This is a genomic window from Hoyosella levis (assembly GCF_026008515.1).
Taxonomy (GTDB): Bacteria; Actinomycetota; Actinomycetes; order Mycobacteriales; family Mycobacteriaceae; genus Lolliginicoccus; species Lolliginicoccus levis.
The window spans coordinates 366,829-380,474 of record NZ_BQYM01000001.1; the positions used below are offsets into that span (position 1 = coordinate 366,829).

13 protein-coding genes are annotated in these 13,646 nt (G+C 67.7%); 8 read left to right on the forward strand and 5 right to left on the reverse strand.

Annotation, left to right across the window (positions count from 1 at the left end; all coding sequences use genetic code 11):
• Window positions 1–119: 119 nt before the first annotated feature.
• Window positions 120–2,078 carry an ABC transporter ATP-binding protein gene (locus QC765_RS01635; RefSeq protein WP_278312672.1) on the reverse strand — a complete coding sequence of 653 codons (1,959 nt, stop codon included), beginning with the start codon at window positions 2,076–2,078 and terminating at the stop codon, window positions 120–122.
• On the reverse strand, window positions 2,075–3,808 hold the full coding sequence (locus QC765_RS01640; RefSeq protein ID WP_278312673.1) for an ABC transporter ATP-binding protein: 1,734 nt from the start codon (window positions 3,806–3,808) through the stop codon (window positions 2,075–2,077). Before QC765_RS01640 ends, QC765_RS01635 begins: the two co-directional genes overlap by 4 nt.
• A gap of 241 nt (window positions 3,809–4,049) precedes the next feature.
• Here QC765_RS01640 and QC765_RS01645 point away from each other — a divergent pair, with 241 nt between their 5' ends.
• Window positions 4,050–4,658, forward strand: coding sequence for a lytic transglycosylase domain-containing protein (locus tag QC765_RS01645; RefSeq protein ID WP_278312674.1), 609 nt, complete (start codon window positions 4,050–4,052; stop codon window positions 4,656–4,658).
• 351 nt (window positions 4,659–5,009) lie between these two features.
• Here QC765_RS01645 and QC765_RS01650 read toward each other — a convergent pair whose 3' ends face one another.
• Window positions 5,010–7,100: a fatty acid desaturase gene (locus QC765_RS01650; RefSeq protein ID WP_278312675.1), complete on the reverse strand. Its 2,091-nt coding sequence runs from the start codon at window positions 7,098–7,100 to the stop codon at window positions 5,010–5,012.
• Between the two features lie 216 nt (window positions 7,101–7,316).
• On the opposite strand from QC765_RS01650, the gene QC765_RS01655 reads away from it, so the two are divergent.
• From QC765_RS01655 to QC765_RS01670, 4 genes are read left to right on the forward strand one after another with little or no spacing between them, the layout of a single operon-like run.
• Window positions 7,317–8,288 (forward strand): pirin family protein, encoded by a 972-nt coding sequence (locus tag QC765_RS01655; protein WP_278312676.1) that lies wholly within the window; start codon window positions 7,317–7,319, stop codon window positions 8,286–8,288.
• Window positions 8,289–8,317: 29 nt separating this feature from the next.
• The gene (locus tag QC765_RS01660) at window positions 8,318–9,037 is read left to right on the forward strand and encodes a pirin family protein (RefSeq protein WP_278312677.1); all 720 of its coding nucleotides are present in this window, start codon (window positions 8,318–8,320) and stop codon (window positions 9,035–9,037) included.
• A gap of 27 nt (window positions 9,038–9,064) precedes the next feature.
• Entirely contained in the window at window positions 9,065–9,370 is a 306-nt protein-coding gene (locus QC765_RS01665; RefSeq protein WP_278312678.1) for a GNAT family N-acetyltransferase, read from the forward strand.
• Window positions 9,371–9,396: 26 nt separating this feature from the next.
• Window positions 9,397–9,840 (forward strand): SRPBCC family protein, encoded by a 444-nt coding sequence (locus tag QC765_RS01670; RefSeq protein WP_278312679.1) that lies wholly within the window; start codon window positions 9,397–9,399, stop codon window positions 9,838–9,840.
• Here QC765_RS01670 and QC765_RS01675 read toward each other — a convergent pair.
• Window positions 9,837–10,253: a DUF1801 domain-containing protein gene (locus QC765_RS01675; protein ID WP_278312680.1), complete on the reverse strand. Its 417-nt coding sequence runs from the start codon at window positions 10,251–10,253 to the stop codon at window positions 9,837–9,839. The genes QC765_RS01670 and QC765_RS01675 overlap by 4 nt on opposite strands.
• Window positions 10,254–10,277: 24 nt before the next feature.
• Complete coding sequence (locus tag QC765_RS01680; protein ID WP_278312681.1) at window positions 10,278–11,072, reverse strand: thioesterase family protein; 795 nt, start codon at window positions 11,070–11,072, stop codon at window positions 10,278–10,280.
• A gap of 100 nt (window positions 11,073–11,172) precedes the next feature.
• Here QC765_RS01680 and QC765_RS01685 point away from each other — a divergent pair, with 100 nt between their 5' ends.
• The 3 genes from QC765_RS01685 (at window position 11,173) to QC765_RS01695 (ending at window position 13,464) form a co-directional block, all read left to right on the forward strand.
• Window positions 11,173–11,868, forward strand: coding sequence for a TetR/AcrR family transcriptional regulator (locus tag QC765_RS01685; protein ID WP_278312682.1), 696 nt, complete (start codon window positions 11,173–11,175; stop codon window positions 11,866–11,868).
• 70 nt (window positions 11,869–11,938) lie between these two features.
• Complete coding sequence (locus tag QC765_RS01690; RefSeq protein WP_278312683.1) at window positions 11,939–12,511, forward strand: YceI family protein; 573 nt, start codon at window positions 11,939–11,941, stop codon at window positions 12,509–12,511.
• 56 nt (window positions 12,512–12,567) lie between these two features.
• Window positions 12,568–13,464 (forward strand): adenylate/guanylate cyclase domain-containing protein, encoded by an 897-nt coding sequence (locus tag QC765_RS01695; RefSeq protein WP_278312684.1) that lies wholly within the window; start codon window positions 12,568–12,570, stop codon window positions 13,462–13,464.
• The last annotated feature ends 182 nt before the right edge of the window (window positions 13,465–13,646 follow it).

Sequence of the window (13,646 nt, forward strand, 5' to 3'; positions counted from 1 at the left end):
GTGCTGGCTGGGTCGGCCGCCGGGCGCTGGGTCGGCCGCCGGGCGCTGGGTCGGCCGCCGGACGCTGGGTCGGCCGCCAGCCCCACCCCCACACCGACGCGGGCTAGCCCCTGTGCCTGCTAGATCTCGGCGCCGGCGAACTGGCTCATGTACAGGCGATGGTAGGCGCCCCGCGCCTCGAGCAGCTGATCGTGCGTGCCCTGCTCGACGATGCGCCCCTGCTCCATCACGAGGATCACGTCCGCGTCCCGGATGGTGGAGAGCCTGTGCGCGATGACAAACGCGGTGCGATCAGCGCGCAAGCGGCTCATCGCCTGCTGGATGAGCAGCTCGGTGCGCGTATCGACAGAGCTCGTGGCCTCGTCGAGGATGAGGATCTGCGGCTTGGAGACGAAGGCGCGGGCAATGGTGATGAGCTGCTGCTCGCCCACGCTGACCGTGCCGGTGTCCTCGCCGAGGTTCGTGTCGTAGCCGTCGGGCAGGGTGCGAGCAAACCGGTCGACGTACGATTCCTGCGCCGCCTCGACCACTTCCTCCTCGGTCGCCTGCGCGGACCCGTACCGGATGTTCTCGGCGATGGTGCCACCGAGCAGCCAGGTGTCCTGCAGGACCATGCCGATGCGCGAGCGCAGGTCCGCGCGAGTCATGCGCCGGATGTCCACGCCGTCGATGCGGATCGCGCCTTCGGTGACGTCGTAGAACCGCATGATCAGGTTGACCAGCGTCGTCTTGCCCGCCCCGGTAGGCCCGACGATCGCAACCATGTGGCCCGGCTCGACCACCAGCGACAGGTCCTCGATCAGGGGCTGGCCAGGGTCATAGCGGAAGGAGACGCGATCGAACTCCACGCGGCCCCGCAGCGCCGGGCTGGCACCACCCTGATCCGCCCCGGCCTTGTCAGCGACGGGCTGCTGCTGCGCGTCGGCGGGCTCCTCGTCCGCATCGAGCAGCTCGAACACCCGTTCCGCGGAAGCCACCCCGGACTGCAGCACGTTCACCATCGAGGCGAGCTGCGAGAGCGGCTGGGTGAACTGGCGCGAGTACTGGATGAAGGCCTGCACCTCGCCGAGGCTCATCGAGCCAGTGGCCACGCGCATCCCGCCGACCACCGCGACGAGCACGTAGTTGATGTTGCCGAGGAACATGATCAACGGCATGATCAGCCCGGACAGGAACTGGGCCTTGAACGCGGACTGCTGCAGCTCGCCGTTGTGCTCGTCGAAGCGTGCCTGCGCGACGTCCTCCTGGCCGTAGGCGAGCAGAAGCTCGTGGCCGGTATGGGATTCCTCGACATGCGCGTTGACCGATCCGGTGTGGCGCCATTGCCCCACGAAGTGCGGCTGGGCGCGCCGCATGATGACCGCGGCGACGAGCAGCGAGAGCGGCACGGTGAGCAAGGCGATCGCGGCGAGCAGCGGCGAGATCCACAGCATCATCCCGAGCACGGCGACCACGGTCAGCAGCGCGTTGAGCATCTGGCTGACGGTCTGCTGCAGGCTCTGGGAGAGATTGTCGATGTCATTGGTGACGCGACTGAGGGTGTCGCCGCGCTGGTTGCGGTCGAAGTAGGCCAGCGGCAGGCGGTGGATCTTGGACTCGATGCTGGCGCGCAGCCCCCGGATGACGTTCTGCACCACGGTGTTGAGCAGGTACGCCGCGCCCCAGGCGCACATCGCGGCGACGAGGTAGACGAGCAGCGCGACGATCATGACCTGGCCCAGCGCGGTGAAGTCGATGCCCTGGCCGGGAGTGACATCCATGCCGGACACCATGTCGGCAAACGTGTTCTCGCCGGACTGGCGCAATTGCTCGACCGCTTGCGCCTGGGTCGCTCCCGCGGGCAACTGCCTGCCGATGATGCCGTTGAAGATGATGTCGGTGCCGTAGCCGAGGATTCGCGGTCCTGCAGCATTGAGCAGGACCGATACGACGATCAGCGCGATGATCACGGAGAGCGCGAAGCGTTGCGGCGCGAGCAGGCCGAGCAGCCTGCGGGTGGACGCCGCGAAGTTCATCGCCTTGGCGTTCGGGTTGCCGCGGCTGTCCGCGGCGCCACCCATGGGTCCGGGGCGGGTCATGGTGCTCCATCCGTTGCCATCTGGGACTCGACCGTCTCGCGGTACTCCCCGCAGCTCGCGAGCAGCTCGTCATGCGTTCCCATGCCTACGATGCGGCCGCCATCGATCACGATGATCTGGTGCGCGTCGCGGATCGTGGCGATGCGCTGGCCCACGAGCACCACTGCGGCGTCGGCGATGCGGGTCGCCAGCGCGGCTCGCAGCCGGGCATCGGTGGCGACATCGAGCGCGGAGAACGAGTCGTCGAACAAGTAGATCGCGGGCCGGCGCACCAGGGCCCGGGCGATCGCGAGGCGTTGCCGCTGCCCGCCGGAGAAGGTGGTGCCGCCCTGGCTGACGGGGCTGTCGAGCTGGAGCGGCAGCGCGCGAACGAAGTCCTCGGCCTGGGCGATCCGCAGGGCGTCCCACAGCTCCTCCTCGGTGGCGTCGGCTCGCCCGTAGCGCAGATTGCTCGCGATGGTGCCGGAGAAGAGGAACGCGCGCTGGGGGACGTAGCCGATGCTCGCGCGCAGCGCCGTGGGCTCGAGCTCGCGCGCGTTGGTGCCGCCGACCTTGATGGTCCCCTCGGTCGCGTCGATCAAGCGCGGGATGAGCTGCAGGATGGTGGTCTTGCCGGATCCGGTGGCGCCGATGATGGCAGTGGTGGTGCCCGGCTCGACGGTGAAGGTGATGTGCTCGAGGACGGGCTGCTCCGCCCCGGGATGCTGGAAACCGACCTCGTGGAACTCGATGCGGCCAGGCTGGGGCTGGTCGGTGCGCGGCTGGAGGGCGCGGACGATCGTCGACTCGGTGCGCAGGACCTCACTGATGCGATCGGCGCTGACGGCTGCGCGGGGCACCTGGGAGGCCATGAAGGTCACCATCATGATCGACATGAGTATGAGGATGAGATAGCTGAGCATCGCGGTCAGCGAGCCCACTTGCATGCGGCCTGCCTCGATCTCCTGGCCGCCGAACCAGATCACCGCCACGGAGGTGATGTTCATGATGAGCATCACGGTGGGGAACGCGAGCGCCATGAGCCGCCCCACCCCGAGCGCCGTATCGGTGAGGGCATCGTTCGCGGTGGCGAAGCGGCGGGACTCCCATCGCTCGCGGACGAAGGCCCGGACCACGCGCACGCCCGTGATCTGCTCGCGCAGCACTTGGTTGATCGCATCGATGCGGGATTGCATCACGCGGAATCCCGGGATCATGCGGGCGATGATGGTGCCCATGGCAAGGGCGAGCGCTGGCACGCTGACCGCGATGATCCAGGAGAGCCGCAGTTCCTCGCGCAGCGCCATGAAGATGCCGCCGACCGCCATGATGGGCGCGACGACGAGCAAGGTGAAGCTCATCAGGACGAGCGTCTGCACCTGCAGGACGTCGTTGGTGTTGCGCGTGATCAGCGAGGGCGCGCCGAAGGTGCCCATCTCGCGGGCGGAGAAGCCGGTGACTCGGCGGAACACATCGCGGCGCACGTCGGCGCCGAAGGCGGTCGCGGTGCGCGCGGCGAGATAGACGGCACTGATCGTGCAGGTGATCTGCACGAGCGCGACAGCCAGCATGACGGCGCCGATGCGAACGATGTAGGCGATGTCGCCCTCGGTGACGCCGTTGTCGATGATGTCGGCGTTGAGGCTCGGCAGGAACAGCGCTGCGAGAGCGCCGAGGAGCTGCAGGGCGATGATGCCGGCGATCGCGCGCCGGTAGCGGGGCAGGTAGGTCCGTAGCAGGGCAACAAGCATGACGGCTCCTTCCTGGCGAGTGCCGCACCGGCGATTGTTTCACGGTGTTGACGGCGCGGCACGAGGATCGTCCGTAGGGAAACAAGCGTCACACTGTCCACTATTTGAGAGTTCCACTACTTGACCCCGCCCCAGCACCAAACAGGCGCCCCGGCACCACCACGAGAAACACGCTGGCCGTTATCAAAATGTGTTGAAAACGATCCCGAAAAGCATCCGGCGTGTCAGGCTGCTCACTGCCATGAAGAGACTCACAGCAATCCTCAGCACCACCGTGGCCGCTCTCGGCGCCTCCGCCGCGCTCGCGAGCCCCGCAACCGCCAACGCGCCAGGGAGCTTCGAGCCCTGGCTGCAACGCTCGGCCGCCCAATGCTCCGGCATCAGCGCCAGCGTCCTCGCCGCCCAGATCCACGCGGAGAGCGACTTCAACACCCGTGCCGTCAGCCGCTCCGGCGCCATGGGGCCAGCCCAGTTCATGCCCGGCACCTGGGCGATCTGGGGCACCGACGGCGACGGCAACGGCTCCGCCGACCCCTACAGCATCCCCGACTCCGTCATGGCGCAGGGCCGCTTCATGTGCCACCTCTACGGACAGACCTCCGCGGGCGTGAACAATGGCACTATGCGCGGGTATGCCCTCGACCTCGCCCTCGCTGCCTACAACGCCGGCCTCGGCGCCGTCCAGCGCGCCGGCGGAATGCCCTCTGGCGGGGAATACTCGACCCAGACCCAGCCCTATGTAGCCAAGATCAAGGCTCTCGAGCCGCGCTACCGCTACCTCGACGGCGGTGCCAGCCCGCTCCACCAGGCGGGCTTGGACTTCGGCTCGCTCGCCGGGCTCCCCTTCTAGGCCACCACGACACCCGATCACCGCTGCTCCCCCGCCCCTCGCGCCCAGCCGGACCCGACCCGGCTGGGCGCGCTACACTTCCTGGCCTCGCGCCCGGCCGACCTGGCGCTGCGGCGCGGGCAGGGGGATCCACAGGGCGAATCCGCCAAATCGTTGATGCTTCAATTTGATTGGCGCTAGACTCGGCTCGAGGCCGCCGCGATGTGATCCGCGCCACGATCTCGGAGGATTCCCCGGTCCCGCCGGATAGAACCGGCCCGCCCTGTGGATGGCCCGCATCAGCGTTGCTGCGGGCCATCCCCCCGGGACATCAGGTTCTACTGGACATCAGGATCTACTGGGCAGCAGGATCTACTGGTCGTAGTCGACGTCGACCTGGTGCGTGGTCGGCCGCGCCTGGCAGGTCAGGATGTAGCCGTCCGCGACCTCATCGTCGGTGAGCGCGTAGCGGATGTCCATCTCCACATCGCCTTCGATCAGCTTGGCGCGACACGTTCCGCAAGCCCCTCCCATGCAGGCATAGGGCGCGTCGCCTCCAGTCTGCAGCACGGTGTCGAGGACTGTCTCGGGTCCAGAGCTGACCCCGTTGAAGAGCTCGCCATCGATCCTCGCGGTCACCGCCGCCACCACCCCATGCATGGCCGTCGGCGGCGAGGACGTGGCGAAGAACAACTCCGAATGGAGCGTCGCGGGATCGATCCCGGCGGCCTTGAGCTCCTCGGTGGCGCGGTCGATCAGGTCCTGCGGCCCGCACAGGAACCACGCGTCGATGCTGTCGCGCCCCGTTCCCGCGCATTCCACGATCTCGTCGGGCCGCAGCCGCCGCATCCGCACCGTCTCGTGCTCTCCGTCGAGCGCGGGCTCCTTGCCGGTGGTCAGGAAGTGATTGATCCGCAGTCGGCCCTCGAACTTCTCGGCAAGCGTGGTGAGCTCGTCGGCGAACATGGTCTGGGCGCGGGACTTATTGCTGTAGAGCAGGGTGAACCGGGCGTTCTCGTCGCGCTCGAGCGTGGTGGTGATCATGGCGAGGATCGGAGTGATGCCACTGCCTGCCGCGACCGCCACGTAGTGGGTGGTCGTGTCCGTGGGGGCGTGGTCGAGGGTGAAGCGCCCCGAGGGCGGCAGCACGTCCAGCACGTCGCCTCGGCGCGCGCTCGAGACGAGCTGGTGGGAGACGGTGCCGCCCGGTATGCGCTTGATCGCGATGCGCACGCGCCCGGAGTCCACGGAGGAGCAGATCGAGTAAGTGCGGCGGTGACGCTCCCCGTCCACGGTCAATTCGAGGGTGAGGTGCTGGCCTGGAACGAAGGCGAACTCATCCTTGAGCTCGTCGGGGATGTCGAAGGTGAGGGAGACCGCGTCGTCGGTGAGCGGAAGAACCTCGTGGAGGGCGAGCTTGCGGAACTCCGCCCGCGACGCGGATCCCTCCTTGAGGTTGTGAGTGATATGCCGCCAGGCGCGATACTCGTCGGGCGTGAGCTCCGTGCCGAAGGTCTTGGTGATCGCGACATCGGCATCGAGGTAGCCGTCCTCGTTGCGCCTCCACGCGGTGATGTAGCGATAGAACGGGATGGCCGGGTGCAGGTGGTGCACGAGGTGATAGTTCTGGTAGAGCAGCGCCGGGGTGAGCAGCCATTCCATGCCGACGCGGACGCGGGTGGCGCGGTAGCGGTTCTGCTTGTGCGTCGCCTCGAGGCCGTGGTGGGGCAACCAGTCGAACCACCAGGCCAGGGCGGTGAGCGCGATCCGCTGCGGGATGATGTACATGACGAGCAGGTACCAGCCGAGCCCCGACATGATCAGAGCGCCGTAGACAACGGCGGACAGCGCCAGCAGGAATACCGATTCAGCGACCTCGGTGCGCGGGCGACGGATGACCGGGCGCTCGTCCTTGTCGAGGATCCCCTTCCAGTGGAAGGCTCGGGGCAGGTAGAACAGCACGTACCAGACGTCGATCGTGGCCCAGCGGAACGGCAGCTGCCACCACGGGCCGTGGCTCGTCCAGGCATCCGGGTCCTCGGTCATCGGCTCGTTGGTGTTGCGGTGATGCTCGATATGGATATAGCGGATCAGGGGGAACGAGGCGTAGCTGGCCACGAACGGCACCGACAGTCGGCCGAACACCTCGTTGACCCAGGTGTGGCGGCTCACGGCGTGGTGCGTGGCATCGTGGAGCACGGTGAACATGGTGAAGTTGACGACGGCATGGAGCGGGATGGTGATCCAGGCGCTCACCCCGGCTCCGAGCAGGAGCCAGGCGACGAATGCCCACCAACCGATGCCCGCCGCCCATAGCAGCACCGTGGGGACGGCGATCACAGGCAGGGGGATGCCCGGATCAGGCACGCCATGCCGGGGCGCGGGCGCGTCCTGCTGGTTTGGCCGGGCTGGCTGGCCTGGCGAAGCGGATCCGCCAGCTCCGGGGGGCGCCAAGCTGCTCATGGTGGCTCCGATCTCGTGGGGCGCGGGACCATGCCTCGCCGATGGTCCGAAACGTACCAAATCCCCTGCGATACCAGGGTCGGCGCATGGCGGGATCTTGGCAACCCCCTGCGTCTCCCGCGGCGCCTCTCGGGCTGCCGGAGTCCAGCACCGATCCCGGAATAGATTGAATCGTCAACTAGTTGCATGGTTCGAGAGCCGTGAAAGGAGCATCCCATGCCTGCCGTAACCGCCAACACCCTCACCCTCCCCCGCATCAACGCCGCCACCGCGCCCGAGACCGAGCGCGCCGTCACCTCCCTCACCAGCGGTCCGCGCGGCTTCGAGGGCGAGGGCTTCCCCGTCACGCGCGCCTTCGCCGGGGTCCCCTCCGCCGCCCTCGACCCCTTCATCCATATGGACCAGATGGGCGAGGTCGACTACGCGCCGGGCGAGCCCCGCGGCACCGACTGGCACCCCCACCGCGGGTTCGAGACCGTCACCTACATGATCGACGGCCGGTTCCAGCACCAGGACTCCCACGGCGGCGGCGGGCTCATCGAGAACGGCGCCACCCAGTGGATGACCGCCGGCTCGGGCGTGCTGCACATCGAGACCCCGCCCGCGGAGCTCGTCGACTCCGGCGGCTTGTTCCACGGCCTTCAGCTGTGGGTGAACCTCCCCCGCAAGGACAAGTTCCTCGCCCCGAAGTACCAGAACCTCGAGGGCGGCCAGGTCACGCTGCTCTCCTCCGCCGATGGGGGCGCGCTCGTGCGTGTCATCGCCGGCGACCTCGACGGGCACCGCGGACCGGGCGCCACCTACACGCCGATCACGATGGCCCACGCGACCATCCAGCCGGGCGCGCAGCTCTCCACCCCGTGGAACCCCGCGTTCAACGCCCTGGTGTACGTGCTATCCGGCCGTGGCACCGTTGGCGCGGACGCCCGTCCCATCCGCCAGGGCCAGCTCGCCGTCCTCGGCGCTGGTGATCGCATCACCGTCGCGGCAGCGGACGCGCAGGACAGCAACCGTCCCGCGCTCGAGGTGCTGCTGCTCGGCGGGCAACCGATCCGCGAGCCCGTCTTCCAGTACGGCCCGTTCGTGATGAACACCAAGCAGGAGATCATCGAGGCGCTCGAGGACTTCCAGTCCGGCGCGTTCGGCCAGATCCCCGCCGATGGCATCCGCCCCTACCGCGGACGCTGACCAAGGCCCCTGTGGCCAGGAGGAATCCGATGGACATCGTCATCAAGCGTGCCGAGGAGCGCACGACCATCCGCATGGAGTGGTTGACCAGCAGGCATTCGTTCCCGTTCGCGGGCAACTTCGACCTGCATCGCGGCGGCCACGGCGTGCTGCTCGTCAACAATGACGACATCATGGCCCCGGGCGGCAGCTTCGACCGCCACCAGCACAAGGACATGGAGATCATCACGTGGGTGATGTCGGGCGAGGTGGTCCATGAGGACTCCACCGGCAATTCGCAGCGCATCCCCGCGAGCTCCGCGCAGCGCATGACCGCCGGCCGCGGCATCAGCCACGCCGAGCGCAGCCTGTCGCGCGAGGGCGAGGACATCCACGTGGTGCAGATGTGGGCCGCGCCCGACACAAACGGACTCGCTCCGTCATACGATCAGGCCGATTTCAGCAACGAGCTCGCCTCCGGAGAGCTGTTCGTCGTCGCTTCCGGGCTGCCCAAGCACGCCGAGTCCCCCGGCATCGGCCTCGCCAACAAATACGCCGCTCTCTACGCCGCGCGGCTCCCGGAAGGCGGATCGATCACGGTGCCGAGCGCGCCGTTCGTGCATGTGTTCGTTGCGGACGGGTCGGCGGCGCTCGGGGACGAGGTCCTCGCGGCGGGCGATTCCGTGCGCATCACCGATGGCGGCGGCCAAGCGCTGACAGCGGCAAGCGAATCCGAAATACTCATCTGGGAGATGTACGCCCACTTCTGACCGCGCCCACTACCAGCAAGGAGCCCCATGGCTATCGAGGTCAAGCACAACACCGAGCAGGCCCGGTTCGAGATCTGGGTCGATGACGAGCTCGCCGGATTCACCGAGTACAAGCCCCGAGGCGAGTACCGTGCCTTCGTCCACACCGAGATCGCGGACAAGTTCGGCGGCCAGGGGCTCGCGATGAAGGTCATCGAGGAGGCGCTCGACACCACCCGCGGCGAGGGGCTCGAGATCCTGCCGTACTGCCCGGCCGTGCGGAAGTTCCTTGCCAAGCACGCCGACTACGTAGCCATGGTGCCCGAGGATCGCCGGGCCGAGTTCGACCTGTAGGAGAACAGGCCTCTAGCATCACTGGCATGGTCTCGGTAACCACGTCGATCGTCATCGACCGCCCTCGTTCCGACGTAGCCCGGTTCGCTGCCAACCCCGACAAGGCGACCACCTGGTACGAGAACATCTCGTCGGTCGAGTGGCTCACATCGCCGCCGCTCGCGGTGGGCACGCGGCTCGCGTTCCGGGCCGAGTTCGTCGGGCGCACCCTCGACTACACCTACGAGGTGGTCGAGCACGTGCCCGGCGAGCGACTGGTGATGCAGGTCCGCGAGGGACCGTTCCCCATGCGCACCACCTACGCCTGGGCGGACGCGGGCGAGGGTGCCACGCGCATGGAGCTCACCAACGAGGGTGGACCGCCCCGGCTCTCCCGGCTGGCCAGGCCCATGATCTCCGCCGCGCTGCGACGTGCCAGCAGCAAGGACCTGCGCCTGCTCAAGACCATCCTCGAGCAGGGCCAGCCCTAGGGCCAGTCCGCTGCGCAGCGGCGCAGGCCGTCGTCGATCAGTTCACCCAGCACCTCGGTGTCGATGTTGCTCAACCGCGTGACGTACAGGCAGCTCGAGCCGCGCTTGTGTGTTCCGAGGCGGGCGAGGATCTCAGTACGTGCGCCGTTGTCGCCATAGATGTACAGCGAGATCGCGGACTTGCGCGGCGAGAACCCGATCGGCATGAAATCCCCTTCCCGCCCGCTCGCATACCGATAGTGGTAGCGCCCGAACCCGATGATGCTCGGCCCCCACATCATTGGGCTCTCGCCGGTTCGCGCGCGCATGATCTCGAGGAGCTCCTCCGCATCAGCGCGCCTGCGCGCATCCTCGATCCCGGCGATAAACTCTTCAGGCGGGATATCGGTAGGTACGGTCTTGTTGTCAGCCACCTGATTAGTGTCCGGCACCCAGGCTCAGTCGGGAAGGCGAACCCCTGCGAGCTGCATGGCCTGCCCGACGATACGGCCAGCGCTGTCCCACACGGTCGTCGTCTCGTCCATCCGGCCACTACTGATCTCCGCCGATGTGGTGTGCACCTGGACGGGGCCGGGCGCGGGGGCGTTCCGGATGAACGCCGTGAACTGGATGGTCGGCGCCCAGCCGGTGACACCGAGTTCCAGGGAAACAGGCGGAGATGCATCCAGGGGGATCAGCAGGCTGAACGGATCCCACGGCGCTCCGTCCGCATGCCTGATCCACGCCCCGACCTGACCGGAGCCCCGGGGCTTCCCTGCGACGAACCCGAGAACGCCTGGGTCGACCCGGTGCTGCACGACATCCATGATGGGCAGCACGAAAGGCCCGTTCGCTGGGATCTGCACGCAACTTTCCTCGTCGGGGATCTGCGGCCGTGCAGCCGTGGAGAAGAACGGGTCCGCGTTCTGCAATGCTCCGAGGGTGATGAGGGCGGCTAGGCAGTCCGTGCCGCCTTGCCGCAGAACCGCATGGACCTGAGTGACCGATTTTCCCTCGCGGAGGACGGTCGTCTCGACGACGGCCCTCCCGGGTCCGGGCGGGCTGATGAATGTCGCGCTGACCGCGCTGAGATCCGGATGGCGGAGGGCCCCATGCGCTGCCGCACGGGCCGTGGTGGCGAGCAGGTAGCCGCCGTGCAGCTTGTCGCCGACGGCGAAGCGGCCGTCGAGATTCACCTCGTAGACGCCTGGCGAGACTTCTTCTGACCGCGATGCGGAATCGAAGGTGGTCATGGGTTTCTCACTTTCGCTGCCGTGGGCGCACCGTTGCTCCCATCGTTAAGTTAACGACGTCAGGTTGACAGTGTCAACCTGAGTGGCCGACAATTCCAGAATGCCCGAATCGCGACACCGCACCCGAGCTCGCGCCCGCCCCGGAGAGGGCGCGCAGCTCCGCGACGACATTCTCGACGCGGCCGAAGCGATGCTCGTGGAATCGGGCACAGAGTCCGCATTGACCATGCGCGCGGTAGCCAGCCGCACCGGGGTCACCACTCCGTCGGTCTACTTGCATTTCGAGAACAAGGAGACCCTCGTCGACGCGGTGTGCCTTCGCGTCTGGGATCAACTAGGCATCCACGTCCGCGAATCGGGGGCACGCCACCGTGACCCGTTCACCGCTCTCGCCGCGCAGGCACGGGCCTTCACGCACTTTGCCCTCGATCACCCCGTCCAGTACCGGGTATTGATGATGCGCCAGTCCTCCTCGCCCGGAGTCGCCCTCGCGGCGCGCGAGTGCTACAAGTTCCACCTCGAAACCGTGTCGCAGTGCATCGAGACCGGGATCTTCCAGGGCAGTCCGCAGCGCCTAGCGATCGGACTGTGGTCCGCCTTGCACGGGTATGTTTCCCTGCTGATCAGCCAGCCGGATTTTCCCTGGCCCGTGGACATCGAGGTCATCCTTCTCGACACCATCAGGATGGCGGGATTCGGGACGGCGATCGCTTCTCGCCTGCCGGAGCGCCTGCACCTGCCCGAAGCAGACCTCCCCGAGCGGCTCGACCGGGCGGCGGAGGAAATAGTGCGCTAGAGCGCATAATGGACTCCTGATCGTCGCCGACCGGGCACGGTTAGTCGTTCGCCGGACTACCGTGGACACCATGCTCGATGCGGGTGAATACGTCCTCGGCCCGGAGAACCCGGGCCATGATTCCGACCAGCTCACAGTGCGGACCTCCCGGACGGGGGTGGGCGCGCGCGTCGGCCACGATCTCGTGATCAGCGCTGCCCAGTGGTCCGCCCGCGCAACGGTGCCGCCGAGCGGTCCGGGCGAGGCCACTATCGCGGCCACCATCCAGACTGGTTCCCTCGCGATCACCGAGGCCATCGGCGGCGTCAAGCCCATGACCCGATCGGATCGGCGCACCACGGAGAAGAACATGCGTGGGGTCCTCAAGCCCAGCGCGTTCCCCACCGCGACGTTCGCCTCGACCTCGGTCGTCGTCGACGGCACCACGCTCCGGGTGGAAGGCGACCTGGCCCTGCTGGGAGTCTCCAAGCCCGTTGCGCTGACCGGTTCGATCGACGAGTCCGGACTGTTCGAGGTCACCGCGGAGGTCTCCCAGTCCCGCTGGGGCATCACGCCCTTCTCCGCCTTCCTCGGGGCGCTGCGGCTCGCCGATGAGGTGACCGTCGCCATCCGGGGCAAGCTCGAGCTCGACGGGACGCGATAATGGGCAGCGAGACAATACTGGTCCTGCTGCCCGCATTCCCGCGTGAGAGGTGCTGAATGGATGAGCCTGACGCGCTGGCCGTGATGTTCGCCGATGTCAGCGGCAGCACCGAGCTCTACGAATCACTGGGAGACGCGACCGCGAGCATGGTGATCGCCGAGGCCGTGGATCGCATGGCGCGCGCGGTCGGCCGCCACGGCGGCATCGTGATCAAGACCATCGGCGATGAGGTCATGGTCCGGTTCAGCACTGTTGCCGATGCCGCTCAGGGCGCGATCGCCATCGAGGAAGCGATGCGCGCGCCACTGCCCGCGGGCCCCCGCATGAGCGTCCGGGTGGGCCTCCATTTCGGCCAGGCGATCATCCGCGACGACGGCGATGTCTTCGGCGATGCCGTGAATGTGGCGGCGCGCATGGTGGCGCTCGCTCGGGCGGGGCAGATCGTCATGTCGGGGGCGAGCGTTGCCCTGCTGCCCGCGGGCGGGGCAGTGCGGGTGCGGCTGGTGGATCGCGCCACGGTGAAGGGAAAGAAGGAGCCCCTCGATATCTACCAGGTGCTGTGGGACGACGACACCGATGCGACCCGCATCGTCAGCCTGGGGCGCTCGGCCTCGGGCGAGGCTGGCAAGGTGCTGCAATTGTTGTTCCACGGGCGGACCGCGAGCGTGTCCGAGCGCGACACCCCGTTCCTGCTAGGGCGGGGCCAGGACAGCGATCTGGTGGTGGACCTTCCGCTGGTGTCGCGCAAGCATGCCCGGATCGAGTACCGGCGTGGCGCGTTCGTGCTGGAGGACCAGAGCACCAACGGGACTTTCGTGGTCACCCATGAGGGAGCCCGGGTGCATCTGCGGCGGGATGAGTGCCCCCTGCTCGGCAGCGGGCAGATCAGCCTGGGCGCGCAGGATGCCAGGCATGGAGCAGATTCCATCTCGTACACGGTGCTCGCCGGCTAGTTCGCTCGAACCGCGGCTGTCGGGGCTTAGGTCATTGGCCTCCGCCGGCCGAGCGGGCCGGGCCGCTGGACCGCAGCGCCGCAAACGCGAGAGAAACCGCGGAGAACCCAGGTCGATTTCTATCGCGTTTGACGGTTTCCCGTGCTTTTGCCCCCGTGCTTTCGCCCTCGGGCGGCCCGCTT

Bases quoted from the DNA above. Each gene is read 5' to 3' on its own strand.
- QC765_RS01660 (WP_278312677.1), top strand. From the start codon at position 8,318: ATGGACATCGTCATCAAGCGTGCCGAGGAGCGCACGACCATCCGCATG.
- QC765_RS01690 (WP_278312683.1), top strand. From the start codon at position 11,939: ATGCTCGATGCGGGTGAATACGTCCTCGGCCCGGAGAACCCGGGCCAT.
- QC765_RS01670 (WP_278312679.1), top strand. From the start codon at position 9,397: ATGGTCTCGGTAACCACGTCGATCGTCATCGACCGCCCTCGTTCCGAC.
- QC765_RS01645 (WP_278312674.1), top strand. From the start codon at position 4,050: ATGAAGAGACTCACAGCAATCCTCAGCACCACCGTGGCCGCTCTCGGC.
- QC765_RS01665 (WP_278312678.1), top strand. From the start codon at position 9,065: ATGGCTATCGAGGTCAAGCACAACACCGAGCAGGCCCGGTTCGAGATC.
- QC765_RS01685 (WP_278312682.1), top strand. From the start codon at position 11,173: ATGCCCGAATCGCGACACCGCACCCGAGCTCGCGCCCGCCCCGGAGAG.
- QC765_RS01695 (WP_278312684.1), top strand. From the start codon at position 12,568: ATGGATGAGCCTGACGCGCTGGCCGTGATGTTCGCCGATGTCAGCGGC.
- QC765_RS01635 (WP_278312672.1), bottom strand. From the start codon at position 2,078: ATGACCCGCCCCGGACCCATGGGTGGCGCCGCGGACAGCCGCGGCAAC.
- QC765_RS01655 (WP_278312676.1), top strand. From the start codon at position 7,317: ATGCCTGCCGTAACCGCCAACACCCTCACCCTCCCCCGCATCAACGCC.
- QC765_RS01640 (WP_278312673.1), bottom strand. From the start codon at position 3,808: ATGCTTGTTGCCCTGCTACGGACCTACCTGCCCCGCTACCGGCGCGCG.
- QC765_RS01680 (WP_278312681.1), bottom strand. From the start codon at position 11,072: ATGACCACCTTCGATTCCGCATCGCGGTCAGAAGAAGTCTCGCCAGGC.
- QC765_RS01650 (WP_278312675.1), bottom strand. From the start codon at position 7,100: ATGAGCAGCTTGGCGCCCCCCGGAGCTGGCGGATCCGCTTCGCCAGGC.